Genomic DNA, 25903 nt, shown 5'->3' with positions numbered 1-25903 from the left:
AACGTCGGGCTCACCGCCGCAGGAACGCCTCGAGCTTGGCGAACAGCGGGTTCTCCCGGTCGAACACGTAGTCGAGCGAGACCACCGAGACGGTCTCGGCGCCATGCTCGCGCAGGAAGCTCGCCAGCGCGTAGAGCTGCCCCGGTGGGCAGTGCAGCGTCAGCATGCCTGACGAGGTCGGGCCGCCGAACGGCGCTTCCACGCCGAACCGGCTGTGGGCGTCGCCGAGCAGGGCGGCATCGCATTGCCGGAAGCGGGTGCGGACCTCGCGGTACTTGTTGGCCCGCGCTCGGGCTGCGATGTGGTCGAGGATGACGCGCGCCGTCTCGCGCGCCTGCGGCGACCAGTCGGCCTCCTTGGCGGCCACCAGATTGGCCTGGCTGCGCAGGATCACGCCGTCGTCGAGCACCCGCAGGCCGTTGGCGGCGAGCGTCGCGCCGGTCGTGGTGATGTCGACGATCAGCTCGGCGCTGCCGGCCGCCGGCGCGCCCTCGGTGGCGCCTGCGCTTTCGACGATGCGGTAATCGGTGATGCCGTGAGCCTGGAAGAAGCCGCGGGTGAGGTTGACGAACTTGGTCGCGACCCGCATCCGCATGTGATGCTGCTCGCGGAAGCCGGTGGTGACGTCGTCGAGGTCGGCCATGGTGCGGACGTCGATCCAGGCCTGCGGCACCGCGACGACGACGTCGGCATAACCGAAGCCGAGCCCCTCGATCAGCGACACGCGCTTGTCGGCATCGGCGATGTTCTCGCGCACGAGATCTTCGCCGGTGACGCCGAGATGGGCAAAACCGCGGGACAATTGCGCGGCGATCTCGCTCGCCGAGAGATAGGCGATCTCGACATTGTCGAGCCCTGCGATGGTGCCGCGATAGTCGCGGGCGCCGCCGGCCTTCGACAGCTTGAGGCCGGCACGGGCAAAGAAGGCCTCGGTGTTTTCCTGCAGGCGGCCCTTGGAGGGAACGGCCAGGACGAATGGCGCGCTCATGATTTTACGCTCCCACCTTGCGGCCGATCCGGTTCAGCGCGTCTACCCAGACCGAGAAGCCGACCGCGGGGATCGGCTCGGTCGAGCCGAGCTGGGTCATCAGCCCGTCGTAGCGGCCGCCGGCGACCAGCGGCTCGGCGCCGTTGCCCCTGTGGTGCAGCTCGAATTCGAAGCCGGTGTAATAGTCGAGCCCGCGTCCGAACGCGGTCGAGAAGCGGGTCTGCTTCACATCGATGCCGCGCGCGGCCATGAAGCCGACCCGGCTCTCGAACTGATCGATCGCGGAAGCGAGATCGAGCTTCGCGTCCGTCGTGAGTGCGCGCAGCTCGGCGATGGCATCGTCGGGATTGCCCGAAATCGACAGGAAGCGCTTGAGCACGGCGATCGCCTCGCGCGGCAGCGCGCCGCCCTTCAGCGTCGATTGCTCGAGGAAGCGATCGGCGATCTCGGCCGTGGTGCGGCCGCCGACATTGGTGGTGCCGGCGATCGACATCAGATCGGTGACGAAGGCGAGCGCCGCCTTGCGGTCGGAGCCGGCAAGGGCCGCCAGCACGCCCTCATATTCGCTGCGCGTCGCGGTGGTCGCGGCCGCCAGCCGCTCCAGATCCTGCTCCAGGCTGATCTTGCGGTTGAAATCCTTGACCAGGCGGCGGCGCCAGACCGGATAGAGGTTGAGCGCGTCGAGCAGCGCATTGAACAAGGCAACATCGCCGGTGCGGATCTCGACGTCGCGGACGCCGAAGGCGGCCGTCGCCTCCAGTGCCAGCGCCAGCATCTCGGCATCGGCCGCGGCGCGGTCCTGACGGGCGAATGATTCGATGCCGGCCTGGAGGAATTCACTGGCCTGGCCGCTGCGGTAGCGGAACACCGGACCGAGATAGCTGAACCCCGCCGGCTGGCCGGCCCGGCCTGAGGCGAGATAGTCGCGCGCGACAGGAATGGTCAGGTCCGGGCGCAGGCAGAGCTCCTCGCCGGAGAGGTCGGTGGTCAGGTACAAGCTCTTGCGGATGTCCTCGCCGGAGAGGTCCAGGAACGGCTCGGCCGGCTGCAGGATGGCGGGCTCGGCCCTGACATAGCCGGCCTGCGCGAACGACAAGAGCAGCGTATCCGCCCAGGCGGCGGAGCCGGGAGCATTTGAGGTGGCAGTCGCGGTCATCTCAGGAGTCCATCGTCCCGGCGGAACCGGGCAGGGCAAGGGGAGGCGAATTGGCGCAGGCCTTAGCATGGCCCGACAGCGGTTTCGACCTCCAAAGGATCAATCGCTTAACGGGTGGGCAATGCGCAGGATCAGGTGCTCTTGCCGCCCCAATCGCCCAGCACCGCCTGCACCAGCGCCAGGGCGGCGACGGCGGCGGTGTCCGCCCGCATGATGCGGGGGCCAAGCGCCAGCCGCAGGATCTTGGGCTGGCGCAGCAGCAGCGCCCGCTCTTCCTCGGCAAAACCGCCCTCCGGGCCGATCAGCAGGTCGATCCCGTGCCTGGCCTCGCGCGCGCCTTGCAGGCTCTGAAGCGGATCCTGGACCTCCGCTGCCTCGTCGCAGAAGATCAGCAGGCGATCGGCGGGACGTTGGCTCAAGAAGCGCTCCAGCGGCACCGGCTCGGCCACGCTGGCGATGCTGAGGATGCCGCATTGCTCGGCCGCCTCGACCACATTGGCGCGCATCCGCTCGGTATTGACCCGTGAGGCCTGGGTGAACCGGGTCAGGACGGGCTGCAGGGCCGCGGCGCCCATCTCGATGGCCTTCTGCACCATGTAATCCAGCCGGGCATGCTTGAGCGGGGCGAACACGTAGGTGAGGTCGGCGAGCCGGTCCTGGGGCCGGGTCTGCTGGAGGATCACGAGGCCGTCCGGCCGCTTGCGGCCCTCGATGGCGGCCTGCCACTCGCCATCCCGGCCGTTGAAGGCCAGGACCTCGGCTCCGGCGCCGAGCCGCAGCACATTGCCGAGATAGTTGCTCTGGTCGCGGTCGAGCGGCACCCTGGCGTCCTGGGCCAGGGGGGCATCGACGAACAGGCGCGGGGCGCGAAAATCGTGGGAAGGCATCGCTTTGGGGGTCCGGTTACCGGCTGTTCTTAACCGAAAGGCGCCATTCCGGGGTAAATATTGCCAAACTGGTGCGTCCCAGCGCCGCGCTCTCGCCCTATTCCACGGGTTGTTAAGCGCCGGCGGGAATCGTAAAAACGCGAACACGCTGGTCACGCTTCAATTGGGAAGCCCTGAATCCCGTAAGCTCCTGCCGGAGAGACTGTCTTGATGATCCGTCATTTGATGGTTCCGCTCGCTGCCGCCATGGTCGCCATGAGTGCCGCCGGCGCTTGTGCGCAAAGCGCCTTCCCGGCGCCACTGCCCAACCAGGCTTCGAACAGCTCGCCGTTTCCGCCCGTGAACGGCTCGGCGCCCACCGCGTCGATGGGGAGCGCGCCGCAATCGTCCTTTCCCGTCAACGGCGCTGCCCCGGTCGGCGGCGGCGCCGGCGGCTTCAGCGCGGCTCCTCCGACGCAGGCCGGTCCCGGTGAGGACTGCATGAAGGCGTTCATGCCCCTGCGCGAAGAGGCCGAGAAGCGCGGCAAGCTGATCAAGGCCGCGAGCGACCGTCATGCGCAGCCGGACGAGGCCTGCAAGCTGATCCGCAACTTCAGCCAGGCCGAGTTGAAGATGATCAAGTACATCGAGGCCAATGCCTCGAAGTGCGGAATCCCGCCGCAGATCGGCGCGCAAATGAAGGACGGCCACAAGAACACCGAGGCCATGCAGACCAAGGTCTGCAACGTCGCGCAGCAGATGCAGAATCAGCCGCGCGGTCCGGCCGGTCCGTCGCTGAGCGAGGTGCTGGGCTCGGGCTCGGCGCCCGAGGCCAATGCCGGCAAGAAGGGCGGCAGCACCTTCGATACGCTCAACGGCAACGTCCTGACCCGATGATACACGTGCCGCCGATTTGAAGTTCCTACGGTGCTCGCCGCGAGATCCTCATAGGAACTTCAAATCGATAAGCGGCACGTGAATTATAATTTTCTGGCTAGTGCCCTTGTAGTTTTCGAAGTTCGTACCGGAATACGCCGCGATGGAATACGAACTTCGAAAACTGGGCACTAGCACATCCGCCCGCGTTGCCGATGCCACCGGCAACTGGGTCGATACGCTCGCGCCGCATTGGGCGCGGCCTTACCTGCGCCTGTCCCGCTTCGATCGCCCGATCGGCTCCTGGCTTCTCTTGATGCCATGCTGGTGGTCGGCGGCGCTGGCCGCCGGCATGGCGCATGACGTGCGTGGTCTGCCGCTCACCATCGTGCTGTTCTTCATCGGCGCCTTCGTGATGCGCGGGGCCGGCTGCACCTGGAACGACATCACCGACCGCGACCTCGACGACAAGGTCGAGCGTACGCGCTCGCGGCCGCTGCCGTCGGGGCAGGTGACCACCAGGCAGGCGCTGGTCTTCATGGTCGCGCAGGCGCTGGTCGGTCTCGTGGTGCTGCTGCAGTTCAACCGCTTCGCGATCGCAACGGGCATCGCCTCGCTCCTGATCGTTGCGATCTATCCCTTCATGAAGCGCATCACCTGGTGGCCGCAGATCGTGCTCGGGCTCGCCTTCTCGTGGGGCGCCCTGATGGGCTTTGCCGTCACCTTCGGCCGCATCGATGTCACCGCGCTCGTGCTCTATGCCGGCGCGATTTCCTGGGTGATCGGCTATGACACGATCTATGCGCATCAGGACGCCGAGGACGATGCGCTGATCGGCATCAAGTCGACCGCGCGCCTGTTCGGTGCGCATACGCGCCAGGCGCTGGTGCTGTTCTACGGGCTCGCGGTGATGTTGATCGGCGTCGCGCTGGCATCTGGCGAAGCGCGCTGGCCGGCCTGGCTCGGGCTTGCCGCCTTCGCAGCGCATCTGGCCTTGCAGATCGTGCGGCTGAAGATCGACGATCCCGGGCTGTGCCTTCGCCTGTTCAAGTCGAACAAGCATGCGGGTCTGCTGCTGTTCGCAGGATTGCTCGCGGACGCCATGATGCGAGCGCAGCTCTCGTAGGGTGGGCAAAGGCGCTTGCGCCGTGCCCGCGTTCCTTCTCTCAGCTGCGACAGAAGAGGTGGGCACGCTTCCGCCTTCGCTCTTCGAGCTACGGCGGACAAGTCGCTTTGCCCACCCTACGGTACCTGTGATTGCCGCCTAATTCCTCGCGATGATCTCGCGCTCGTCGCGGTGAACCAGTAGCTCGCGCGCCATGGCGGTGCGCCGGCGCATCAAGAATTTCGGACGGCGGGCGCGGATTGCGTTGGCGCGGCGGCGGCGCGGTGCGGGCTTGCGGGCGCCCTCGTCGAGCTGCGGCAGCGCGAAGATCTCGCTCCAGATCGTCCAGGCCTGCGCGATCTCGTCCGCGTCAGTGCCGATCAGCAGCGGGATGGACAGCGAGGGATCGCGGTGCACGAGAACGAGCGTCTGCGCCTCGTCATTGCCGCGCAAGGCAACGCCGGTGAAGTCGGCGACGCGCACGTTGATCGCCATCTGCATGCCGCGCACGGCACGGCGCAGCACGACGCGCTCGCGATGAAGCTCGATCTGCCTGACATGTCCGTCGGCGCGCGGGTCATGCGCATCGAAGCGGACCGGAAGGGAAAGAGGGTCGAGCCGCAGGGAGCGGCTCGACCCGGCGGGGTTAGCCCCGCATGTTGCTGTTTGACGCCTCACGGCTTCGTTCTCCCCGCCGGGATTATGTTCCCGGTCGATGCGAGGACCTTAGCGCGCGGCGGTCCGAAACCGCTTAAAAAGGCTGGTTAACCCACCGTCACTGCACCTCATGATTGACAAGACCTTGGCGCGCATGATTGACGAGACGTTGCGCCGACGTCGCGAATCTGAGCTTTTGGCGGGCTGAAAATGCTTGAAGTCCGCGCTATCAGGGCACATCTGTGGGTTCCGGTCCCGAACCCCGCCCCAACAGGATTTCGTTCGTGAACTCTTCACCAAGCTCGACGCTTTCGACTACCGCCAATCGCGACCTGCTCGATCAGTCCGCGCTCTCCGATCTCGCGCAGCGGCTGGTCGAGGCAGCCAGGCGCGCCGGCGCCGATGCGGCCGATGCGGTCGCGGTGCGCGGCGTCTCGCAAGGCGTCGAGGTCCGCGACGGGCGCGTGGAGGAATCCGAGCGGTCGGAGGGCGACGATGTCGGACTGCGCGTGCTGGTCGGCCAGCGCCAGGCGGTGGTCTCGACCAACGATGTCAGCGGCGATGCCGTCACCAAGCTCGCCGAGCGCGCGGTCGCGATGGCGCGCGTCGCGCCCGACGACAAATATGTCGGCCTCGCCGATCCCGCGCTGCTCGCGCGCGACTTCCCCGATCTCGACCTGCTCGATCCCGCCGTGCCCACGACCGCCGAGCTCGAGCGTCGCGCGCTCGCGGCCGAAGCTGCGGCACTCGGCGTCAAGGGCGTGACCAAGTCCGGCGGCGCCTCGGCCTCCGCCGGCATCGGCGGCATGGTGCTCGTCACCTCGACCGGCTTCCACGGCTCCTACCTGCGCTCCAGCCAGGGCATTTCCGCCACCGCGATCTCGGGCGATGGCACCAGCATGGAGCGCGACTACGACTTCACCTCGGCGCCGCATGGCTCCGATCTGTTGTCGCCGGAGGTCGTCGGCCGTTCCGCCGGTGAGCGCACCGTGGCGCGCTACAATCCGCGCAAGGTCGAGACCTGCAAGTTGCCGGTGGTGTTCGATCCGCGCGTCGCCGGCTCGCTCGTCGGCCATCTCGTCGGCGCCATCAACGGCGCCTCGATCGCGCGCAAGACCAGCTTCCTGAAGGACAAGCTCGGCCAGCAGCTGTTTGCGAAAAACATCCGCATCATCGACGATCCCTTGCGCAAGCGCGGCCTGCGCTCGCAGACCTTCGACGCCGAAGGCGTCGCGGTGAAGCGGACCGCGCTGGTCGACGACGGCGTGCTGACGACCTGGCTGCTCGATTGCGCCACCGCGCGCGAGCTTGGCCTCACCACCACCGGTCACGCCCATCGCGGCGTGTCTTCCTCGCCCTCGCCCGGGCCGTACAATCTGCATCTCGAGCCCGGCACGCCAACGCCGGCCGAGCTGATCGCCGACATCAAGCAGGGCTTCTACGTCACCGATCTGATCGGCTCCGGGGTCAACGGCGTCACCGGCGATTACAGCCGCGGCGCCTCCGGCTTCTGGATCGAGAACGGCGAGATCACCTATCCCGTCAGCGAAGTGACGATCGCCGGGCACCTGTTCGAGATCTTCAAGTCGATGCAGCCGGCGAACAATCTCGAATTCCGCTACGGTGTCAATGCGCCGACGGTGCGCATCGAGGGTTTGACGCTTGGCGGACGCTGATCGAGCTGCTGCTGCTTGGCTCACCTCTCCCGTAGGGAGAGGTCGCGCCGGAGGCGCGGGTGAGGGGACCGCTCTCTCGTGTGACCTGAGCCCCCTCACCCGATTTGCTGCGCAAATCGACCTCTCCCCGATGGGGAGAGGTGTTCTCGCCGCGCCGCGCGATTGAACCCGATGGCAGCTGCTCTCGACGACACGATCCTGACCCGCGACGCGGCGCTGCTGAAGGACACGGTGCGGGAGGCGGGCGCGCTGGCGCAGTCGATGTTCCGCACCGAGCTGCGGAAGTGGACCAAGGGCGCGTCCTCGCCGGTCTCGGAGGCCGATATCGCCGTCAACGATCTGCTCGAGGCGCGCCTGCGCGCGGCGACGCCCGATTATGGCTGGCTGTCCGAGGAGAGCGCCGACGATGCGGCGCGGCTGTCGCGGCGGCTGACCTGGATCGTCGATCCCATCGACGGCACCCGCAATTATCTCGGCGGCCACGACGAATGGTGCGTCAGCGTGGCGCTGGTTGAGGACGCTTCGCCGGTGCTTGCCGCCGTGTTCGCCCCTGCTACCGACGAGTTCTTCTTCGCAACGCGCGGCCAGGGCACGACGCTCAACGACAAGCCGGTGCGCGCGACGCGCGGATCCGAGCTCGACTTCGCCCGCGTCGCCGGCCCGAAGCCGCTGGTCGAGCGGCTGAAGCCGTCCCTCGGCGAGATCAAGCTGCATCGGCGGATCGGCTCGCTGGCGCTGCGGCTGTGCCGGGTCGCCCATGGCGCGCTGGATGCGGCGTTTGCGGGCGGCAACAGCCATGATTGGGACCTTGCGGCCGCCGATTTGATCGTGCAGGAAGCGGATGGTAGGATGAGCGACCTCTCCGGAGAACCCATCCTCTATAACCGCCGGGAAGTGGCGCACGGAGTGCTGGTGGCAGCGGGACGCGATCGTCATGCGGGCATTGTCGCGCATTTTCGCAACCGTCCCTTAGCCTAAGGCGCTTTCGTCGTGCTTCTCGAACACTGCTTTGCCGGGCAGCTCGTTAGGAACAGAACTCATGCCAGATAATGCCCCGCAACAACTGCTCCACCTCGTCATCGGCGGCGAGCTCGTCGATCTCGAGCACAACACCTTCAAGAACCTGGACGAGGTCGACATCGTCGGCCTCTATCCGAACTATGCCAGCGCCCACGCCGCCTGGCGGGCCAAGGCGCAGAGCACGGTCGACAACGCGCAGATGCGCTACTTCATCGTCCACCTGCATCGGCTGCTCGATCCGAATCAAGAACCGGCGCGTTGAAAAAACTGCTTCGCAATACGCTGCGAAGCAGCTGGTTTCAGCGTGCCGTCGGGGTCCTGGCGGCCGAATATCTGCGTCTGGTCTGGCGGACCAACACCTTCACGATCGATCCGCCCGACATCTATGAGCGCGTCGAGCCGCAGCTCCCTGCGATCTTCGCGTTCTGGCACGGCCAGCATTTCCTGACGCCCTTCATCAAGAACCAGAACAAGGCCTCCTATCGGGCCAAGGTGCTGATCTCCCGGCACCGCGACGGCGAGTTCAATGCGATCGCCGCCGAGCGGCTCGGGATCGGCACGATCCGCGGTTCCGGCGACCATGGCGGCGCGTTTCACCGTAAAGGTGGTGTCGGCGCCTTCAAGGAAATGGTGCGGACGCTCCAAGCCGGTTGTAATGTCGCGCTGACCGCCGACGTCCCCAAGCGCTCGCGCGTGGCGGGGCTCGGCATTATCATGCTGGCACGGGAATCGGGACGGCCGATCATGCCTTTCGCGATGGCGACCAGCCGCTTCGTTCGGCTCAAGAACTGGGACCGCACCACCATCAATTTGCCATTCGGGCGGGGCGCATTGGTCGGCATCAAGGAAATCCACGTTCCCGCAGATGCTGACGCCGCCATGATGGAGACGTTGCGGCAGGAGCTGGAAGACACCTTGAACGAGGCGACCCGCCGCGCCTATGCGCAGCTCGGCCGTCCGGGACCGGAAGATGCCTAAGTCGCTGCCCATTGCGCTGCCGATCACGCTGCGGATGTACCGGCGCCTGGCCGCCGGCCTGGTGCCGCTCGCGCCTGCGCTGATCAAGCGGCGGCTGAAGCAGGGCAAGGAGGATCCTGCGCGCGTCGGCGAGCGGCGCGGCCTGTCCCGCGACGTGCGTCCGCATGGCCCGCTGGTCTGGATCCACGGCGCTAGCGTCGGCGAGGTGCTGGCCTCGGCGGCGCTGATCGAGCGCCTGCGCGAGCTCAATCTGCGCATCCTGCTCACCTCGGGCACGGTCACCTCGGCGGCGGTCGTCGCCAAACGCTTTCCGCCCGACGTCATCCATCAATACGTGCCGTATGACTCGCCGCGCTACGTCGCGCGCTTCCTGGATCATTGGAAGCCGTCGCTGGCGCTGTTCATCGAATCCGATCTGTGGCCGAACCTGATCCTCGCCGGCGCCGCGCGCCGGGTGCCGATGGTGCTGATCAACGGACGGATGTCGCCGCGTTCGTTCCCGCGCTGGCGGCGCATGCGCGGCACCATCTCGGCGCTGCTGTCGCGGTTCGACATCTGTCTTGCACAGTCGAAGACCGACGCCGAGCGCTTTGCCGCGCTCGGCGGCCGCGACGTCGTCACGACGGGGAATCTCAAGCTCGACGTGCCGGCGCCGCCGGCCGATCCCGCCAAGCTCGAACGGCTGATGGCCATGACGCGTGGGCGTCCGATCATCGTTGCGGCCTCGACCCATCCGGGCGAGGACGAGATGCTGATCGCGGCGCATCGCAGCCTGGTCGGCTTCTTTCCGCAGCTTCTCACCGTGATCGTGCCGCGGCATCCGGATCGCGGCTCCTCGATCGCAGGCCTGGTCACCGCGTCCGGGCTGAAGCCCAGCTTGCGCTCGCGCGAGGAGCTGCCGACGGCGACGACCGACGTCTATGTCGCCGACACGATGGGCGAACTCGGCCTGTTCTATCGGCTCTCGGAAATTGTCTTCATGGGCGGATCGCTGATCCACCATGGCGGGCAGAATCCGATCGAGGCGATCAAGTTGGGCGCCGCGATCGTCCACGGTCCGCACGTGTTCAACTTTGCCGACGTCTATGAGGCGCTCGATACGAACGGCGGGGCGCGGCAGGCCGACACGCAGGAAGCGCTGGTCAAGCAGCTCGGCCAGCTGCTGGCCGATCCCACCACGCGCGACAAGATGCAGCGCGCAGGCACGGGCGTGGTCGAGCAGCTTGGCGGTGCGCTCGATCGCACCATGACCGCGCTCGAGCCCTATCTGTTGCAGTTGCGGATCGAGATGGGGGCCGCCAATGCGTGAGCCGGCCTTTTGGTACCGGCCACGCTCCCTTCAATCGTATGCGCTATGGCCGCTCGGTGCGCTCTACGGCGCGATCACCGCACGGCGCATGCTGCGCCAGGGCTTTGACGCCGGCATCCCCGTGATCTGCGTCGGCAACTACCATGTCGGCGGTGCCGGCAAGACGCCGACCGTGCTGGCGCTGACGAAGCTCCTGCGCGAGCTCGGCGAGACGCCTGTCGTGCTCAGCCGCGGCTATGGCGGGCGCCTGAAGGGTCCTGTCATGGTCGACCGCGCGCGCCACGATGCGTCCGACGTCGGCGACGAGCCCTTGATGATGTCGCGCGACGTGCCGGTGGCGGTCGCGCGCGACCGCCTCGACGGCGTCGCGCTGGCGAAGTCGCAAGGCGCCACCGTGATCCTGATGGATGACGGCTTCCAGAACCCTGCTCTGTTCAAGGACGCCTCGCTGATCGTGATCGACGGCGAGCGCGGCCTCGGCAACGGCAAGGTGTTTCCCGCGGGCCCCCTGCGCGCACCGCTCGAGGTGCAGCTCGCGCGCACCGACGCGCTGGTGCTGATCGGCGACGGCAATGCCGCCAACGATGTCGCGGCGGAGATCGCGAAGCGGAACAAGCCCGAGCTGCGTGCGCGCCTGAAGCCGGATGCGGCCTCGCTCGCGCAGCTGCTCGGCAAGCGGGTGTTCGCCTTCGCCGGCATCGGCGATCCCGAGCGCTTCTTCCGCACCCTGCGTGCGAGCGGCGTCGAGGTCGCGCGGACGCGCGCCTTCGCCGACCACCACATGTTTTCGCAGGACGAGATCGCAGCGCTCGCAGCGGACGCTCAGCGCGAGCAGCTCACGCTGGTGACCACGGAGAAGGATCTTGCACGCTTGCACGGCCGCGAAGGCGTGCCTGACGGCATCGTGCCGTTCGCCGTCCAGCTCGAGTTCGATGACCCGGCAAAGCTGCGGCAATTGATCAGCGATCATCTGTACAGAGCGCGCGAGCGAAGGTTCAGCGCGCGCTGATCTCGCAACGTGCGGCAACGTCTCTGCCCTAGTCGCAAAACGCGAAGTGTCGTGGCTGGCGAATCTTCTTCCGCGCGTTCGGCAGTTGATGTAGCCTTGCATGAGAGCCGTCACCGGGACGTGCCGAAGTCCCGGGAATCATCGACGGCGTTGATGCCCACGGCGGGCAATGAATCTTCATCATGTCAGGTGCAGCGGCCGTAACGACCAGTTCGCAACGGCACGGAGAATTATTGCCAACAATTCAGAGGAGAACTTGCCATGCATTTTTGCCTCACCGGACAATACACGCCACGCGCTCTCAATGCCATTTTGGAGAATCCCACGACCAATCGCCAGGAGGCAGCTCGAAAGCTCATCGAAGCGGCCGGTGGAAAATTGGTCTCGATGTACAGCGTCGCGGCCGACGGCCCCGGCGTGCTCGTGATTTTCGATGTGCCTGATCCCAGCGCGGCTCCGGCCATTTCCGGCCTGACCGTGACGGCCGGTACGCTGCAGAACGTGAAGCTGGTTCGTTTGTTCACGCAGGACGAGATCAAGCAGGTCCGCCAGAACGCGGCGAAGCTGCGTCCGTCGTATTCGCCGCCGGGCAGCTGATCTCCGGACCCAGGGCGCAGCCGCCGTTGTCGGACGACGCGGCGGCTGTACTCATGTTAAAGTCGAAATCATGTCTGCGACGCGCCGAGGGGGCATGCTCACCACGCGCCGGCGGCCATCAATCCGATGATGGTCAGGCACGACATGCAGGCCACGACGACGGTGTAGCATTCGGGTGTATTCATTGCCGTCTCCCAAACTGTTGCCAATTGCTTGGTCACTGCTACGCGGGAGTGATCGCCGGTCTTGCAGCCGCTTCAATTCGGCAGGCCGTGACCGGACTTGCTGTATGCATCCGTCGTCTCGTCGTCCACTTGCGTCGCAGGATGATAATCTGCTGCGATAGCTTCTGCGCGCTCAGCTGCGATCAGAAGCTGTTTGCGCATTTCAGCGAGACGGGCGCGGCAATATTCACGATAGAGCAGTTCGAAAATGGCGGGCATGATCACCCCCATCGATTGACTTTGGATTACAGATATTCCACCGCGAATTTTCAAGGTGATCGGTAGCCCGTCGGGTGGCTCTTCGATATGAGCCCGTTCACAGACCGCGCCAATTCCAATGCTCGATGGCTGTTTGGTTGACCTGATCGTCCGTGCGATAAAAGAACAGGGCCAATTACCTAACATGCACTATAGCAGCGCTTTGTTTCAGCAGAACTTCATCAAACAACTCTAAGGCGCCGAACCGCAACAAAAAATCCAACCACAACGCGAAACGACTCACCAACGGCTGCAACGAATGTAGAACGCAATCGACCCGCACGCAGAGACCATCTTGCCGAGTTGCCGGCAATGCGGCGCGGGCACATCGCCCTTTTCCTTCGCGCGGCAAAACCGCCTGCCGGTGGCCTCAACTCGGAAAACATGCACGCGCGGTCAGCGTCACCGGGGACAGGTTGATGATCTGCGGAAACTCGAATGAATAGGTCGCGCTGACCTGGTTGCCGCACGCGGCCGTGGCAAAGGTGAATGTCCCCGGAGGGAGCGTGAGGCCGAAGGCCTGCTGGGCAGCGTAGGTCGTGATCGCACTGCTGCTCGGGCAGAGCGTGTTGTTGACGGTCGCGCAGCGCGCCGCCATTTCGCTGCCATGCTGGATTCCCAGCTGGGTCCAGAACAGCAGTCCGCATTCGATGATCCCGAATATGAACAGGAAGAACACGGGAGCGGTCAGCGCAAATTCCAGTGCCGAGGCGCCGCGCGTGTCTCGCCATAGTGCGGTGAGCTTCACTGCAGCCTCGTGGTGGACTGCGCGGTGTAGGTGTATGTGGCCGCCACGATCTGATAATCGATGATCGTATAATACGTCGCCCGCGCCGAGACTGTCGTGTATGTTCCGGCCGGCGCACCGCCGGTGCAGACCGTTCCGCAGCTGGTGGCGCTGACTCCCGCACTCGTTGGACATCCGCAGAATTGGACCGGCGGAGGTGAAGCGGTGATGTTGGTCGCACTGGTGGCGCTTGCGACCGCGTTCGCGATGCCGTTCGTGTCGAAGCCGCGCGCGATCGCGTACTGGGCTCCCGCTTGCGCGGCATTTTCGAGCTGCATCTTGCGATAGAGGGCAAGCCCGATGTCCGTGACCGAGACGACCATCAGAGACAGCAGTGGAATCAGGATGGCGAATTCGGCTGCTGCGACGCCCCGTTGATCGCCGGCAGCATTGCGCACCTGCCGCGCCAGAGAACCAAGCCATCGACGGCCGAACATGGATGAGAAATTCTGGATTTGCATCGCTCCAAACCTCATTCGACGAGCTGCGCGGTTTGCGATCCGATCGTCGCGGTGCCGAGCGCGGTGCAATTGACCTGCAGGTTCGACGTGCCGCTGAACGTCAGCGTATCCGCGATGATCTTGGTGCAGGATGTGCTGGTGCCGTTGCCGCCGCTGAAGCTGAGATTGGCCTTCGGCAGGTAGATGGCGCCGCCGAAATTCTGCGTGCTGCCGCCCGTGAGATTGAAATTGGTCCCGGCCGGCATGTTGCGGTCGCCGTACATGACGATGCCCTTCGTGGGGCCGCTGGTCGGCCCGGTCAGGTCGACGGTCGCGTTGCTGCCGATCGAGGCGGTGCCCCAGTCGCTTCCGGAGCCGGTGAACACCAGGGTGACGCCGCTGCCGGTGATGGTGGCATTTCCGGCGACGCTCAGGCTGGCGCCGTCCAGATAGTAGATGCCCGGATTGAGGTTCAGGACTGCGCCGGCATTGACCGTAATGCTGCCCATGTAGCAGCCGGGGTCGAGCGAGTTCGTCTTTCCGTTGGCGTTGACCGTGATCTTGGCATTGCTGCAGCTCGGCCGCGCCGGCGGAGAGACGTCGGCGTAGGGATCGGCGACAGGCGTGATGTGCGTCTTGACCCCGTTGGTCGCCGTGATGCTGCTTGCGCCGGAGACGTCGCCGACCACGCCGACCTGGTTTGCCGCGACCGAGGCGCTGCCGGCGACATTGAGCGAGGGGCTTGCGCTCGAATTGCTGTAGAGATTGCACTTGATCAGGTTGAGCTGGTTGCCGCCGCTGACGTTGACGGCGGGGCTTGCGCTCGCGTTCAGCGCAAGCACGCAGCCCGTCCCGGAATTGGGCAGCGCGACCGAGCGCGCGGTGATTGGCACGCGATCCGAGCCGAACAAGGCCGACAGCAGCCGGCGCTGCGGTTGGCTGACGATGACTTCGATGGCCTGCGCGTTCGACGCTTGACTGCCTGTTTTTGGCGGCTGGTTCACCGTGACCGTGACGTCGTTCGCCCCGTCGGTGTAACCGTAATTTGCCGCAACCGCTTTGGCTTCGGACGAGGGGTCGCCGCCGACACTGGCAGCCGTCGCAGCGCTGACCGCGCCGGAATCTGCAACGCTCTGCATGTTCTTGTGCTTGTAGTACCACCAGCCCACTTCGGTTCCGAGGCCGGCGGTGCCGACCAGGACCGGCATCAGCACCGCGGAAATCAGCACGTAGCTGCCCTGCTCGTCGCGGATGAACCGTTCGAGCACATGATGCCTTGAGCTCGAAGCTGCACCGAACGAACGGCTGAAAATTCTCCGGAGGTCCATCGTTCCTGCCCGATTGCCATTTTATCCCGAGGCAATGTGGTGCGGGGCGGCTTAAATGCGCCCCAATGGAAGCCGGACAATTTTAAACATCGGCGAACATTCAGCCGGCATTCATGGCCGAAATCTTATCGATGAAGCCGCGTCCAGGAGAGCCAGATGAAATTGCGGTCTGCAATTCTTAACCCCAGCCTCATAGGTCTGCCGGTTTTGCCCGCCACGGAGCAGTGACAGTGCGATGCCGTGCGGTGGGCAAGGCGAAGTCTCGTAGGGTGGGCAAAGGCGCACCGCGCCGTGCCCACCATCTCTTCGCAATCGCGACGCCCAAGGTGGGCACGCTTCGCTTTGCCCACCCTACGAGAGTTGCGAGAGCCGAGGGATCACGGCTGCTTCAGCGCGCCGGGAAAATGCCGCTGCAGCACCGCGGCGGGCGTGGAATAGGCTTCCTGCAGATCCACGCTCCAGTACTTCAGCTCGTCGAGCGGGATTCGGGCGTCGGTGATCGCGCAGCGCACGAAGGTGCCCGGCGAGATCACGCGGAAATCGCCGTCGAGATATTGCACCTGCGCTTCGCCATGGCCCGAGGGGCCGAACTTGTTCAGCACGGTCGAAAGTCTCCGCGGAAGGCCTCTCCATGGAAACCCGTGGAAGGCACCATGTGTTGGACGGGATGTAGCATAGATGGGGTGGCTTGTCCGCCCGTTAAACCCACCGGTTCGTGATGATTTGCCGCCGTTTTCGCGTGATAGGGCTTCAGTCGAAGGGCCACTGGTTCCAGCATCTCCTGCGGCAGAGTCCGATGCGCCTGCGCCTCACCGCTGTGTTCCTGACGCTGCTGATGTCGGCCGCGCACGCCGCCCCGGCGCCGCAGCCGGTCGAAATTCCGCTCGCCTCCGGGGTGCTTCATGCGCAGCTCTACAAGCCCGAGGGAGCGGGGCCGTTTCCGGCCGTGATCGCGCTGCACGGCTGCGGCGGGCTCGGTAGCCATTCCGATCCCGTGCTGCCGCGCTATCGCGATTGGGCCGAGCGCCTGCTCAAGGCCGGCCATGCCGTGCTGCTGCCCGACAGCTACGGCTCGCGCGAGCTCGGCCCGCAATGCCGCGTCAAGGAGATGCACGTCAAGGCGCGGCGTGAACGCGTCGCCGATATCGCGGCCTCGCGCGCCTGGCTGATGCAGCAGCCTTTCGTGGCGCAGGACCGCGTCAGCCTGATCGGCTGGGCCAATGGTGCGAGCGCGCTGCTCTGGGCCGTGCGTCCGCAGAGTGCGGGACGCGATCTCGGTCCGGACTTCCGTGCCGCGATCGCGTTCTATCCGGATTGCCGGATCTCGGCGGGCCTCGGCTGGAGCACGCGGGTGCCGACGCTGGTCATGATCGGCGCCGATGACGAGGTGTCGTCGCCGCCGGCCTGTCGCCAGATGGTGGACGGCGCGCGCGGCCGCAGCGCGCTGGCGCGCATCGTGGTCTATCCCGGCGCCGATCACGATTTCGACCGCGCCACCACGCCACTGCACGCCGCCGCCGCGCCCGAGCAAACGGATGCCGAGGCCCGCGCCGCCTCGCAGAAGGACGTCGCGCAATGGCTGGCGCGGTAGCGAGCGTATCGTAGCCCGGCATGTGGCCGTGCCATCATTCGACCACGATGTCGATTCAACGCATCTCACATGCGCAACCGCATCACGCTCTTCGCCTCCGCCCTGATCGTCTTCACCGTCGCGATCCTGCTGTTCGAAGCCCAAGCCGGCGCCCCGCAGCCGGAACATTGCGGTTTCTGGACCACGATCGACGCTGGATTGTCGTGTCGGTAGGGGCGGCCGGCGCTCTCGCCACACCCGTCATTGCGAGGAGCACTTGCGACGAAGCAATCCAGAGTCCCTCCGCGGAAAGACTCTGGATTGCTTCGCTACGCTCGCAATGACGAGTTTGTGGCTAGGCGCGTTCCACACACTCGGTGTCATCGCCCGGCTTGACCGGGCGATCCAGTACGCCGGGGCGGCTGTGGGTCATCGAGAAGCCGCGGCGTACTGGATTCCCCGCCTGCGCGGGGAATGACAGTGAGGGCGGAGCACCGTCCTCCCTCCTCAGAACAAGCTGCCCTGATCCACCGGCTTGCGCCTCAGTGCCGGCTTCGTCTCCGTAGCCGGCTTCGGCTGCGCCGGTGCGGGCTTGGCCGCGGGCGCCACACGATCCGCATCCGCGGTCGCGCCGACACGGCCGTCCGCGAACTCGATCTCGAGCCGCGCGCCGGGGCCGATCGTATCCGCCGCATGCACGGGATGGCCGGCCTCGTCCCGCACCAGGGCAAAGCCGCGCGCGAGCACGCTGCGATAGGACAGCGCGGAGAGCAGCTTGCCGCTGTTCTCGACCCGCGCCTCGAGCCGGTGCAGCAGCGTCGCCAGCGCGCGCTCTGCCCGCTCAGTCAGACGATGGGTGCGCTCGCGCTGGCGGGCAATCGCGTTGCGCTGGGCCTGCGCATTCGCAAGCTTCGAGGCGCGCAGGCGCACCTCCAGCCCGGCAAAGCGGTCGCGCCGCCGCCGCAGCAGCGAGCGCGCCGACAGGCCGAGCCGCTCGCCGCAAACGGTGAGGCGATGATCGGCCTGCGATATCTGGCCGTGCAGCACGCGCAGGGTCAGCTTTGAACTTGCCGCAGTAAACCTGCGGAAATGCGCATGCGTGTTGGCCTTGAGGCAGCGGGGCAGGGACGCGCCCGCCGAATCCAGCCGCTGCCGCGGGATCGCGAGCAGATCGCCGGCCGCCGGCAGCGCGCGCGCGGCGGCGCGCAGCTCGCTGCGGCGGCTCTCCTGGGCGCGTTGCCAATAGGCGCGGGTGCGGCGCCCGAGATCGCCCACCTCGACGTACAAGTCGCTGCGCACGGGAACGGCCATCTCGGCCGCCGCCGTCGGCGTCGGCGCGCGCTTGTCGGCGACGAAGTCGATCAGCGTGATGTCGGTCTCGTGCCCCACCGCCGAGATCAGCGGGATCATGCTCTCGGCGGCTGCGCGCACCACGATCTCCTCGTTGAACGACCAGAGGTCCTCCAGCGAGCCGCCGCCGCGCGCGACGATCAAGACGTCGGGCCGCGGAATCCTGCCGCCCTCGGGGAGCGCGTTGAAGCCGCGGATCGCCGCCGCGACCTGCTCGGCCGAGCCGTCGCCCTGCACCTTGACCGGCCACACCAGCACGCGGCGGGGAAAGCGGTCCTCCAGCCGATGCAGGATGTCGCGGATGACGGCGCCGGTCGGCGAGGTCACGACGCCGATCACCTCCGGCAGCCACGGCAGCAGCTGCTTGCGCGCCTCGTCGAACAGGCCCTCAGTGGCGAGCTTCTTCTTGCGCTCCTCCATCAGCGCCATCAGCGCGCCGATGCCGGCCGGCTCCAGCGCCTCGATCACGATCTGGTATTTCGAGGAGCCCGGATAGGTCGTCAGCTTGCCGGTGGCGATCACCTCGAGCCCCTCCTGGGGCTTGAAGCGCATGCGGCTATGCACGCCCTTCCAGATCACCGCCTCGATCTTGGCGCTCTCGTCCTTCAGCGCGAAATAGCAATGGCCCGAGGAATGGGCGCCGCGAAAGCCGGAGATCTCGCCGCGGACGCGGACATGGCCGAAGGCGTCCTCGACCGTCCGCTTCAGGGACAGGGACAGTTCGGAGACGGTGAATTCAGGCGCGTTGAGCAGTTGTTCCGCAGGCGGCATCTCAAAAACGATTCGGCATTTTGGGGTCAGGCCCGACGTTAAGGATTTTCGCAGGCCAGCGCCAATCCCAGGGTTGATCGGAAGAGTACTCTGTATTATAGAGTTCTCTATTGATTGATGAGTTTGAGGAGTGAGCCATGGCGATCCGGTTGCTGCGCGGCGTCTTGAACGGCCTGAAATGGGCTCTGTGTGCGGTCGGCGCCGTGGCGCTGATCCTGGCTGCGATGATCGCAACGCCACTGCAGCGGCCGCCTGAGATGCGGTCGGTCTCCGACTCCACCAAGGGGATCGACTGGTCCACGCTGCCCCCGCTCGAGCGCTTTCAGGCCCGAGACGGGACCTGGATCGGCTATCGCCACTATTCGCCGAGCGGCTCGGCGACCGGCGGCGGGGCGGTCTTCATCCACGGCTCCTCCGGGTCAAGCGGCAGTGTCAACCACGCCCTGACGCATGCCATCGCCGCGCGCGGTGTGGAGACCTGGGCGCTCGACATCCGCGGCCATGGCGGCTCCGGCACGCGCGGCGATATCGGATATGTCGGCCAGCTCGAGGACGATCTCATCGATTTCGTCGCGCATGTCCGCAAGAGCGCGCCGGACCTGCCGCTGACCCTGATCGGCCATTCCGCCGGCGCCGGTTTTTCGCTGCGGGTCGCCGCGACACCGATCATGCAGGACATGTTCGTCCGCACCGTGCTGCTCGCGCCGTATCTCGGCTATGACGCGCCGACCAACCGGCCGAACAACGGTGGTTGGGTCAGTGCCGACATTCCACGTTTCCTGGGACTTGCGGCGCTGCGCAAGCTTGGGATCGACTGCTGTTCCCAGCTTCCGGTGCTCGCCTTCGCGGTGCCGGCGAGTTCGGCGAAGTACCTCACCTCCACCTATTCCGATCGCCTGATGCGCAACTTTGCCACGCACGGCTATCGCATCGATCTTCCGGCGACGACGCGTCCGATCACGATCATCAGTGGCGCCGAGGACGAGATGATGATCTCGGACAAATATGCGGACACCGTCCACGCGGTGAAGCCGTCGGTCGACGTCAAGATCATCGCCGGCATCAACCACATGGGCATGGTCACGAACCCGAAGGCGGTCAATGCGATCGCCGAGGACGTGGCGACGCGCGGGAGCGGGCAATCATGATGCGCCTCGTGGCGGCAAGGCAATCGCAGGGAGCGGTGCTGTCACGGAGCCTCATCCTGAGGAGACCGCTGCAAAGCGGTCGTCTCGAAGGACGAGGCGCTTGCTCCGGCGTCACCGCGCGCGCGGCCATCCTTCGAGACGCCCGCCTGCGGCGGGCCCTCAGGATGAGGGCGGAGTTTGCGGCAGCCCCCTCAACGGGCATGGCTGCCACTGAGCCTCATCCAAAGGCAAAGCTCCCAATGAGCCTCATCCTGAGGAGACCGCGGAGCGGTCGTCTCGAAGGACGAGGCGCTTGCTCAGGTCCCACCGCTATTCATGTGCGATAACGGGCATAAAGAGAACGACATGATCGATAGCAAGGAGGCATCCGCAGCGCTGGCCGACATCGACGACATCGTCCAGCGCGTGAAGCAATCGCAGCTCTATGAGCTCGCGAGCCTCGCCGCGATGTGGTGGGGCGTGCTGGTGTTCGCGGCCAATCTCGTGACCTGGCTTTGGCCGATCTATGCGGTGTATGCCTGGGTTGCCGTGGACGTGCTCGGCGTCGGCGGGCTGGTCTTGCTCCGCTTGCTGAATCCGCCGCAACACACCAAGAGCACCGCGGCCAGCATCAGGATGCTCCTGGTGCTCGTGCTGTTCTTCGCCTTCGGTTATCTCTGCACCGATGTGATCGGCCATTTCGGTCCGCGCCAGCTCGGCACGTTCTGGCCACTCTACTTCATGCTGTTCTACACGCTGGCGGGCCTGTGGTTCGGCTCCGCCTTCGTGGCGATCGGCCTCGGCATCGCCGCGCTGACATTGATCGGCTTCTTCACCATCGGCGAAGCCTTCCCGCTCTGGATGGCCTTCGTCAACGGCGGCGGCCTGATCCTCGGCGGCCTCTGGATGCGGCGGATCTAGCGGGATGGCCGAGCTCGACGACATCATCCACCAGCCGCTGCGGCTGAAGATCATGGCCGCGCTGAACGCACTGCCGGCCGGCACCGGTCTCGAATTCGCGCGGCTGAAGAAGCTCACCGGCGCAACCGACGGCAATCTTGGTGCGCATATCGAGACGCTCGCGAAGGCCGGTTATGTGTCGGTGGAGAAGGCGTTCGTGGGGAAGAAGCCGCAGACGACGGTGACGGCCACAGCTGCGGGCCGCGGGGCGTTTGCGCGGCACGTGGCGACGTTGCAGGAGATCATTGCGGGGAAGCAGGGATAGGGCGGCCGTCATTCCGGGCGCAGCAGCAATGATGTTGGGTCGATCGGCGAGAAACGTGCCGGCGCGTTAACCCTCAACCTTTGGAGGTGTGGTAGTGGTTCCAGGTGGGGGGCTTTACTGCATGGCAAAAAAAGAAGTCAAATTCGATCCCGATGACGGACTGATCATCGGCGAGGTCGGCCCGTGGGCGGTCGAAAAGCACGACCGCGTAAAGAGGTACATTCAAGCGGCGAGCGGTGCCCGCGCGAAGTTCTTGCCTCCAAAAGGAAACGGCGGGGCGACATACATCGAGCTGTATTCAGGCGCTGGGCGTTCACGCATCACTGGCACAAATCAGATCATCGAGGGTAGCGCCGTGGTGGCGTTCAACGCCGGGCGAGCGAGCCGTTATCACTTCTCCGAGATGCACCTGTCCGATTTGAATGCGCAAAACTCAGCTGCGTTGGCCCAACGCATCACGAATTTGGGTGGATCCGCAACAAGCTACGTCGGCGAGGCAAGTGTCGTAGTCGATCAAGTGATGAAGGCGATCAATCCGTATGGTCTTCACCTTGCCTTTCTCGACCCCTTCAATCTCGCGCAACTGCCGTTCTCGATCATCGAGCGAATGCTGCGCGTGAAGCGGATGGACATGATCATCCATGTCAGCCTGCAGGACCTGCAGCGCAACCTAGACGACTATACACGTGAAGGAGGAACATTCGACGTGTTCGCTCCCGGTTGGCGCAACGCGGTGAACGCACGACAATCAATGGCTGCCCTCCGCGCGGCACTCGTTGAGTACTGGCTCAGCTCTATTCGCGCGCTTGGGACAAACCCCGCAACCGGCATACCGTTGATCGTCGGCTCAAAGAACCAGCGGCTCTATTGGCTGGTATTCGTGAGTTCAAATCCGCTAGGACACAAGCTCTGGAACGACGTACAAAACTTGGGCGGCCAAGGGTCGCTTTTAGAGGGACTGTGATGGCTGACACCTCAATCGAGTGGACCGACGCGACGTGGAACCCTGTCGCTGGCTGCACGGTGCTCTCGCCGGGCTGCACGAACTGTTACGCGATGCGCATGGCGGCGCGGCTGGATGCGATGGGCATGCCGAAGTATCGCGGGCTGACCCGTAAGAGCGGCAAGCGCGCGGTCTGGACCGGCAAGGTCCGGCTTGATCGCGCCGCGCTCGGCATACCGGCAAGCTGGAAGAAGCCACGCCGGATTTTCGTGAACTCTATGTCGGACCTATTCCACGAAGCCGTGCCGCCGGAGTTCGTTGCGGCGGTCTGGCACACGATGCAGGTGACGCCGCAGCACACCTATCAAATTCTGACGAAGCGGCCGGATCGGATGGCCGTCATCACCGCATCATTGCAGGCGCTGCCGAACGTATGGCTCGGTACGAGCGTCGAGAGCACAGATTATCTCGGACGCATTGACGAAATCCGCAAGATCCGTGCTGCGGTCAGGTTTGTCTCGTTTGAACCCTTACTCGGTTCAGTGGCGGATGCCGATCTGAAAGACATTCAGTGGGCCATAGTCGGCGGCGAGAGCGGCCCGAGGGCGCGACCGATGGAAGAGCAGTGGGTGGCGGAGATTGAGATGGCATGTCGCATAGCGGGGACGGCCTTCTTCTTCAAGCAGTGGGGCGGCGTTCGCAAGAAGAGCACCGGCAGGCACTACCGCGGGCTCACGTTCGATGAGATGCCTCGCGTTGAGATAGGCCGCTAAGGCCGGGCCGACATCATGGCTCGTTCGGCGGCATCGTGAGGACAGCATGCGTGTTGCGGTCATCGACATCGGAAAGCCCGGCAAGAACCTCGGCTGGGCGATGGATGGACCCTACATCGAGGGCGTGGATCTTGATGAGTGTGTGGCGGAGATAGCTGCCGCCCTTCAGATCGGTCCTGTAGCCCTCGGGTTCGAGGCCCCACAGTTTGTGCCTTTGCGGAACGATCCGATGGCTCTCACTGCTGGTCGAATAGGAGAATTTGGTCCCGGTCAGCCAACCAGAACGTTCTCGGCCAGCGCAGGGGCAACGGTGCTTGTAACATCGCTAGTAGTTGTTCCGTATGTGCTCTCCGAGCTTCGCGCGCGCGTAGTCGGTGGTTTTGCGACGTTTGATTGGAAACGTCGGCTGAGCGAACCGGGTGAACTCCTGCTGTTCGAGGCATTTGTTAGCGATCAGCGTAAAAATACGGCAACGCGACATGTTGAAGATGCTCGTCTCGCGATAGCTGATTTTCGGCGGGGCATTTCGGCTCCTCAGTCGTTCGAGAGCTCGATTACGTCGCCAGAATGCTTGAATCTTTTGGGAGCGGCCCTGTTGAGGACAGGTTGGTCATCAGATTTGGCTCTGCTCTCCACCAGCTGCCTAGTGGTGCGCTCAGCAAATGCCTCTCGAACCTGAGTGTAGTCGTGCAACGCGCTTGTGCGCGAGACGCACGATAGATCTTAGCGAGGATCTTCTCCCGTACTAGTCAATCAGTTCGGCAATACTTGTTCGCCTTCGTCAACCTTCATGTCCGCTTTTGATGTCTTCCGTCCCGAACCAAATCGCACACGATACCAGCCGCGCGAGTTTACGCCCGCGCGAACGATCGTCGAGGCTCGTGGGACTACTGGCCGTTTGGCCAAAAGTGTTCGTTCATCTGCCGCGCCATCAGGGCCACCACTTGCTCGGGTGCCACCGAATACATCTGGTGCAAGATGGCATCAAAAGAAGAACTGCCGACGCGTAGAGATACTTCAGTTGTACCGCCCCCTTTTGAGGCAATCTCGAATTTGAAGTGCAGCGAAGGATCCTTTTCGCTGAAGTTGTTTACGACCACGCGGTCCGTTTCAAAATTCCACTTCGGTGCAGTCACCCCAGACCGATAGACCTTCGCGCCGCGCAAGCTCGGCATGCCTCTGTCCTCCCCCTCCAGACAGTTGAACTCAACGAAGGATACCACCGCCGCAACTCAGGGGCGAGGTTCGGGCCTGAAAAGAGCTTGTATCAAGTCTAAATGGTCGAAATGTCTCTTTACGCGCGAAGGCGCACTGTCGGACTTCGCGAAGAGGTACACTTTGGGGGTATTGTGACCCCCTTGAGCCGCACCCCGATTCGTGCGACCTCCGCCCCCAAGCAAAACCCCTCATCCTGAGCCCCTGATGCACATTCTCCTGCTTGGTTCCGGCGGCCGCGAACATGCCCTGGCGTGGAAGATCGCGGCCTCTCCCCTGGTGACCAAATTCTGGTGCGCGCCCGGCAATGCCGGCATCGCCAGGGAGGCGGAATGCGTGGCGCTCGATGTCGCCGACCATGCCGCCGTGATCGACTTCTGCAAGCAGAACGCGGTCGCGCTGGTGGTGGTCGGGCCGGAGACGCCGCTCGCGGCCGGCATCGTCGATGATCTCACCAAAGCCGGCATCAAGGCGTTCGGCCCGAGCAAGGCGGCGGCCCAGCTCGAAAGCTCCAAGGGCTTTACCAAGGCGCTGTGTACCGAGTTCGGCATTCCGACCGGCGCCTACCAGCGATTCACCAATGCCGATGAGGCGCGCGCCTATGTGCAGAGCCAGGGCGCGCCGATCGTGGTCAAGGCCGACGGCCTTGCCGCCGGCAAGGGCGTCGTCGTCGCCAAGACCGTGCGCGAGGCCGAGGACGCCATCGCCATGATGTTCGAGGGCGCCTTCGGCGAGGCCGGCACTGAAGTCGTGATCGAGGAGTTTCTGCCCGGCCGCGAGATCAGCTTCTTTGCGCTGTGCGACGGCGAGACGGCGATCCCGCTGGCCTCCGCCCAGGACCACAAGCGCGTGTTCGACCACGATGTCGGCCCGAACACCGGGGGCATGGGCGCCTATTCGCCGACGCCGCTGGTCACGCCTGCGGTCCACGACGCGATCATGGCCAGGATCATCCTGCCGACGGTCGCTGGCATGAAGCAGCGCGGCACGCCGTTCCGCGGCGTGCTCTATGCCGGGATCATGCTGACGACGCAGGGGCCAAAGCTGTTCGAGTTCAACGTGCGCTTCGGCGATCCCGAGTGCCAGGTGCTGATGCTGCGCATGATGAGCGACATCGTGCCGGCGCTGCTCGCCGCCTGCGACGGGCAGCTCAAGAACTTCGACCTGCGCTGGTATCCGGAATCCGCCATCACCGTGGTGATGGCCGCGAAGGGCTATCCCGGCGACTACCAGAAGGGCACGCGCATCGGCGGGCTCGAGGAGGCCTCAGAGGTCGACACCGTCGAGATCTTCCACGCCGGCACGGTTGAGAAGGACGGCGCGATCCTCGCCAATGGCGGCCGCGTGCTCAATGTCTGCGCGCTGGGGGCGACCGTGACGGAGGCGCAGGCGCGCGCCTATCAGGCCGTCGACCGCATCGACTGGCCGGACGGCTTCTGCCGCCGCGACATCGGCTGGCAGGCGGTGGAGGCGGAGAAGGCCAAAAATTAGCGCCTTGACGGCGCGCAAACGCGCCGACGCGTCGATCCGGAATCTCGACGTTCGCGTCACCGCGCCGCCACATCTACAATCCAGAATGTGCAATCAGCAGTTGGGGTTAGTTGCCCCGACCATAATACCGGTACTGTGCATGGGGTTGTTTTCGAACTTTTGTT

General features: G+C 65.1%; 29 protein-coding genes. 18 read left to right on the top strand and 11 right to left on the bottom strand.

Annotation, left to right across the window (positions count from 1 at the left end; all coding sequences use genetic code 11):
• Nucleotides 1-10: 10 nt before the first annotated feature.
• The 3 genes from hisG to N2602_RS35535 all read right to left on the bottom strand — a co-directional run bounded on the left by hisG (nucleotide 11) and on the right by N2602_RS35535 (nucleotide 3031).
• Complete coding sequence (gene hisG, locus N2602_RS35545) at nucleotides 11-988, bottom strand: ATP phosphoribosyltransferase (RefSeq protein ID WP_260381020.1); 978 nt, start codon at nucleotides 986-988, stop codon at nucleotides 11-13.
• Nucleotides 989-992: 4 nt separating this feature from the next.
• Nucleotides 993-2144, bottom strand: a complete 1152-nt coding sequence (locus N2602_RS35540; protein WP_260381019.1) for an ATP phosphoribosyltransferase regulatory subunit — start codon at nucleotides 2142-2144, stop codon at nucleotides 993-995.
• A gap of 131 nt (nucleotides 2145-2275) precedes the next feature.
• Nucleotides 2276-3031, bottom strand: a complete 756-nt coding sequence (locus N2602_RS35535; RefSeq protein WP_212259325.1) for a 16S rRNA (uracil(1498)-N(3))-methyltransferase — start codon at nucleotides 3029-3031, stop codon at nucleotides 2276-2278.
• A gap of 210 nt (nucleotides 3032-3241) precedes the next feature.
• Between N2602_RS35535 and N2602_RS35530 the strand changes: the two genes are divergently transcribed.
• Together N2602_RS35530 and ubiA are read left to right on the top strand one after the other, a co-directional pair.
• Entirely contained in the window at nucleotides 3242-3907 is a 666-nt protein-coding gene (locus tag N2602_RS35530) for a hypothetical protein (protein ID WP_172787154.1), read from the top strand.
• Between the two features lie 142 nt (nucleotides 3908-4049).
• Nucleotides 4050-5012, top strand: coding sequence for a 4-hydroxybenzoate octaprenyltransferase (gene ubiA / locus N2602_RS35525; RefSeq protein WP_260381018.1), 963 nt, complete (start codon nucleotides 4050-4052; stop codon nucleotides 5010-5012).
• Nucleotides 5013-5150: 138 nt separating this feature from the next.
• Here ubiA and N2602_RS35520 read toward each other — a convergent pair whose 3' ends face one another.
• Complete coding sequence (locus tag N2602_RS35520) at nucleotides 5151-5669, bottom strand: DUF6101 family protein (protein WP_212259328.1); 519 nt, start codon at nucleotides 5667-5669, stop codon at nucleotides 5151-5153.
• 263 nt (nucleotides 5670-5932) lie between these two features.
• On the opposite strand from N2602_RS35520, the gene N2602_RS35515 reads away from it, so the two are divergent.
• From N2602_RS35515 to N2602_RS35485, 7 genes are all read left to right on the top strand, one after another.
• On the top strand, nucleotides 5933-7324 hold the full coding sequence (locus tag N2602_RS35515) for a TldD/PmbA family protein (RefSeq protein WP_260381017.1): 1392 nt from the start codon (nucleotides 5933-5935) through the stop codon (nucleotides 7322-7324).
• A gap of 171 nt (nucleotides 7325-7495) precedes the next feature.
• Nucleotides 7496-8302, top strand: a complete 807-nt coding sequence (locus N2602_RS35510; protein ID WP_172787158.1) for a 3'(2'),5'-bisphosphate nucleotidase CysQ — start codon at nucleotides 7496-7498, stop codon at nucleotides 8300-8302.
• Between the two features lie 61 nt (nucleotides 8303-8363).
• Nucleotides 8364-8606 carry a DUF4170 domain-containing protein gene (locus N2602_RS35505; RefSeq protein WP_172787159.1) on the top strand — a complete coding sequence of 81 codons (243 nt, stop codon included), beginning with the start codon at nucleotides 8364-8366 and terminating at the stop codon, nucleotides 8604-8606.
• The gene (locus tag N2602_RS35500) at nucleotides 8603-9322 is read left to right on the top strand and encodes a lysophospholipid acyltransferase family protein (protein WP_260381016.1); all 720 of its coding nucleotides are present in this window, start codon (nucleotides 8603-8605) and stop codon (nucleotides 9320-9322) included. The genes N2602_RS35505 and N2602_RS35500 overlap by 4 nt, the downstream gene beginning before the upstream one ends.
• Nucleotides 9285-10631 (top strand): 3-deoxy-D-manno-octulosonic acid transferase, encoded by a 1347-nt coding sequence (locus N2602_RS35495; protein ID WP_260381015.1) that lies wholly within the window; start codon nucleotides 9285-9287, stop codon nucleotides 10629-10631. The genes N2602_RS35500 and N2602_RS35495 overlap by 38 nt, the downstream gene beginning before the upstream one ends.
• The gene (lpxK, locus tag N2602_RS35490; protein WP_260381014.1) at nucleotides 10624-11640 is read left to right on the top strand and encodes a tetraacyldisaccharide 4'-kinase; all 1017 of its coding nucleotides are present in this window, start codon (nucleotides 10624-10626) and stop codon (nucleotides 11638-11640) included. The genes N2602_RS35495 and lpxK overlap by 8 nt, the downstream gene beginning before the upstream one ends.
• Before the next feature lie 261 nt (nucleotides 11641-11901).
• Nucleotides 11902-12237 (top strand): GYD domain-containing protein, encoded by a 336-nt coding sequence (locus tag N2602_RS35485; protein WP_172787163.1) that lies wholly within the window; start codon nucleotides 11902-11904, stop codon nucleotides 12235-12237.
• Between the two features lie 257 nt (nucleotides 12238-12494).
• Here N2602_RS35485 and N2602_RS35480 read toward each other — a convergent pair whose 3' ends face one another.
• The 5 genes from N2602_RS35480 to N2602_RS35460 form a co-directional block, all read right to left on the bottom strand.
• Complete coding sequence (locus tag N2602_RS35480) at nucleotides 12495-12680, bottom strand: hypothetical protein (RefSeq protein ID WP_246708894.1); 186 nt, start codon at nucleotides 12678-12680, stop codon at nucleotides 12495-12497.
• A gap of 409 nt (nucleotides 12681-13089) precedes the next feature.
• On the bottom strand, nucleotides 13090-13467 hold the full coding sequence (locus tag N2602_RS35475; protein WP_257187557.1) for a TadE/TadG family type IV pilus assembly protein: 378 nt from the start codon (nucleotides 13465-13467) through the stop codon (nucleotides 13090-13092).
• Complete coding sequence (locus N2602_RS35470) at nucleotides 13464-13943, bottom strand: TadE/TadG family type IV pilus assembly protein (protein ID WP_260381013.1); 480 nt, start codon at nucleotides 13941-13943, stop codon at nucleotides 13464-13466. Before N2602_RS35470 ends, N2602_RS35475 begins: the two co-directional genes overlap by 4 nt.
• A 35-nt stretch (nucleotides 13944-13978) precedes the next feature.
• Entirely contained in the window at nucleotides 13979-15214 is a 1236-nt protein-coding gene (locus tag N2602_RS35465) for a TadE/TadG family type IV pilus assembly protein (protein WP_260381012.1), read from the bottom strand.
• A gap of 437 nt (nucleotides 15215-15651) precedes the next feature.
• The gene (locus tag N2602_RS35460; RefSeq protein WP_260381011.1) at nucleotides 15652-15876 is read right to left on the bottom strand and encodes a DUF2093 domain-containing protein; all 225 of its coding nucleotides are present in this window, start codon (nucleotides 15874-15876) and stop codon (nucleotides 15652-15654) included.
• A gap of 194 nt (nucleotides 15877-16070) precedes the next feature.
• On the opposite strand from N2602_RS35460, the gene N2602_RS35455 reads away from it, so the two are divergent.
• Together N2602_RS35455 and N2602_RS35450 are read left to right on the top strand one after the other, a co-directional pair.
• Complete coding sequence (locus N2602_RS35455; RefSeq protein ID WP_260381010.1) at nucleotides 16071-16865, top strand: dienelactone hydrolase family protein; 795 nt, start codon at nucleotides 16071-16073, stop codon at nucleotides 16863-16865.
• A gap of 69 nt (nucleotides 16866-16934) precedes the next feature.
• Nucleotides 16935-17078 (top strand): hypothetical protein, encoded by a 144-nt coding sequence (locus tag N2602_RS35450; RefSeq protein ID WP_260381009.1) that lies wholly within the window; start codon nucleotides 16935-16937, stop codon nucleotides 17076-17078.
• A 273-nt stretch (nucleotides 17079-17351) separates the two neighbouring features.
• Here N2602_RS35450 and xseA read toward each other — a convergent pair whose 3' ends face one another.
• Nucleotides 17352-18965, bottom strand: coding sequence for an exodeoxyribonuclease VII large subunit (xseA, locus tag N2602_RS35445; RefSeq protein ID WP_260381008.1), 1614 nt, complete (start codon nucleotides 18963-18965; stop codon nucleotides 17352-17354).
• Nucleotides 18966-19102: 137 nt separating this feature from the next.
• Here xseA and N2602_RS35440 point away from each other — a divergent pair, with 137 nt between their 5' ends.
• The 6 genes from N2602_RS35440 to N2602_RS35415 all read left to right on the top strand — a co-directional run bounded on the left by N2602_RS35440 (nucleotide 19103) and on the right by N2602_RS35415 (nucleotide 23712).
• The gene (locus N2602_RS35440) at nucleotides 19103-20113 is read left to right on the top strand and encodes an alpha/beta hydrolase (RefSeq protein ID WP_260381007.1); all 1011 of its coding nucleotides are present in this window, start codon (nucleotides 19103-19105) and stop codon (nucleotides 20111-20113) included.
• Nucleotides 20114-20458: 345 nt separating this feature from the next.
• Nucleotides 20459-21013, top strand: a complete 555-nt coding sequence (locus tag N2602_RS35435; protein ID WP_260381006.1) for a hypothetical protein — start codon at nucleotides 20459-20461, stop codon at nucleotides 21011-21013.
• 4 nt (nucleotides 21014-21017) lie between these two features.
• On the top strand, nucleotides 21018-21317 hold the full coding sequence (locus N2602_RS35430) for a transcriptional regulator (RefSeq protein WP_260381005.1): 300 nt from the start codon (nucleotides 21018-21020) through the stop codon (nucleotides 21315-21317).
• A 121-nt stretch (nucleotides 21318-21438) separates the two neighbouring features.
• Nucleotides 21439-22281 (top strand): three-Cys-motif partner protein TcmP, encoded by an 843-nt coding sequence (locus N2602_RS35425; protein ID WP_260381004.1) that lies wholly within the window; start codon nucleotides 21439-21441, stop codon nucleotides 22279-22281.
• Nucleotides 22281-23033, top strand: coding sequence for a DUF5131 family protein (locus N2602_RS35420; protein WP_260381003.1), 753 nt, complete (start codon nucleotides 22281-22283; stop codon nucleotides 23031-23033). The genes N2602_RS35425 and N2602_RS35420 overlap by 1 nt, the downstream gene beginning before the upstream one ends.
• 46 nt (nucleotides 23034-23079) lie before the next feature.
• A complete protein-coding gene (locus N2602_RS35415) occupies nucleotides 23080-23712 on the top strand; it encodes a hypothetical protein (RefSeq protein WP_260381002.1) in 633 nt (210 codons plus the stop codon).
• A gap of 208 nt (nucleotides 23713-23920) precedes the next feature.
• Here N2602_RS35415 and N2602_RS35410 read toward each other — a convergent pair whose 3' ends face one another.
• Complete coding sequence (locus tag N2602_RS35410; protein WP_260381001.1) at nucleotides 23921-24208, bottom strand: hypothetical protein; 288 nt, start codon at nucleotides 24206-24208, stop codon at nucleotides 23921-23923.
• A 247-nt stretch (nucleotides 24209-24455) separates the two neighbouring features.
• Between N2602_RS35410 and purD the strand changes: the two genes are divergently transcribed.
• Nucleotides 24456-25739, top strand: a complete 1284-nt coding sequence (gene purD, locus N2602_RS35405; protein WP_260381000.1) for a phosphoribosylamine--glycine ligase — start codon at nucleotides 24456-24458, stop codon at nucleotides 25737-25739.
• Nucleotides 25740-25903 lie beyond the last annotated feature (164 nt).

The sequence above is a fragment of the Bradyrhizobium sp. NC92 genome, assembly GCF_025200865.1.
Lineage (GTDB): Bacteria > Pseudomonadota > Alphaproteobacteria > Rhizobiales > Xanthobacteraceae > Bradyrhizobium.
The sequence above is the reverse complement of the archived record's forward strand: the minus strand, read 5'-3'. Positions and strand labels throughout refer to the sequence as shown.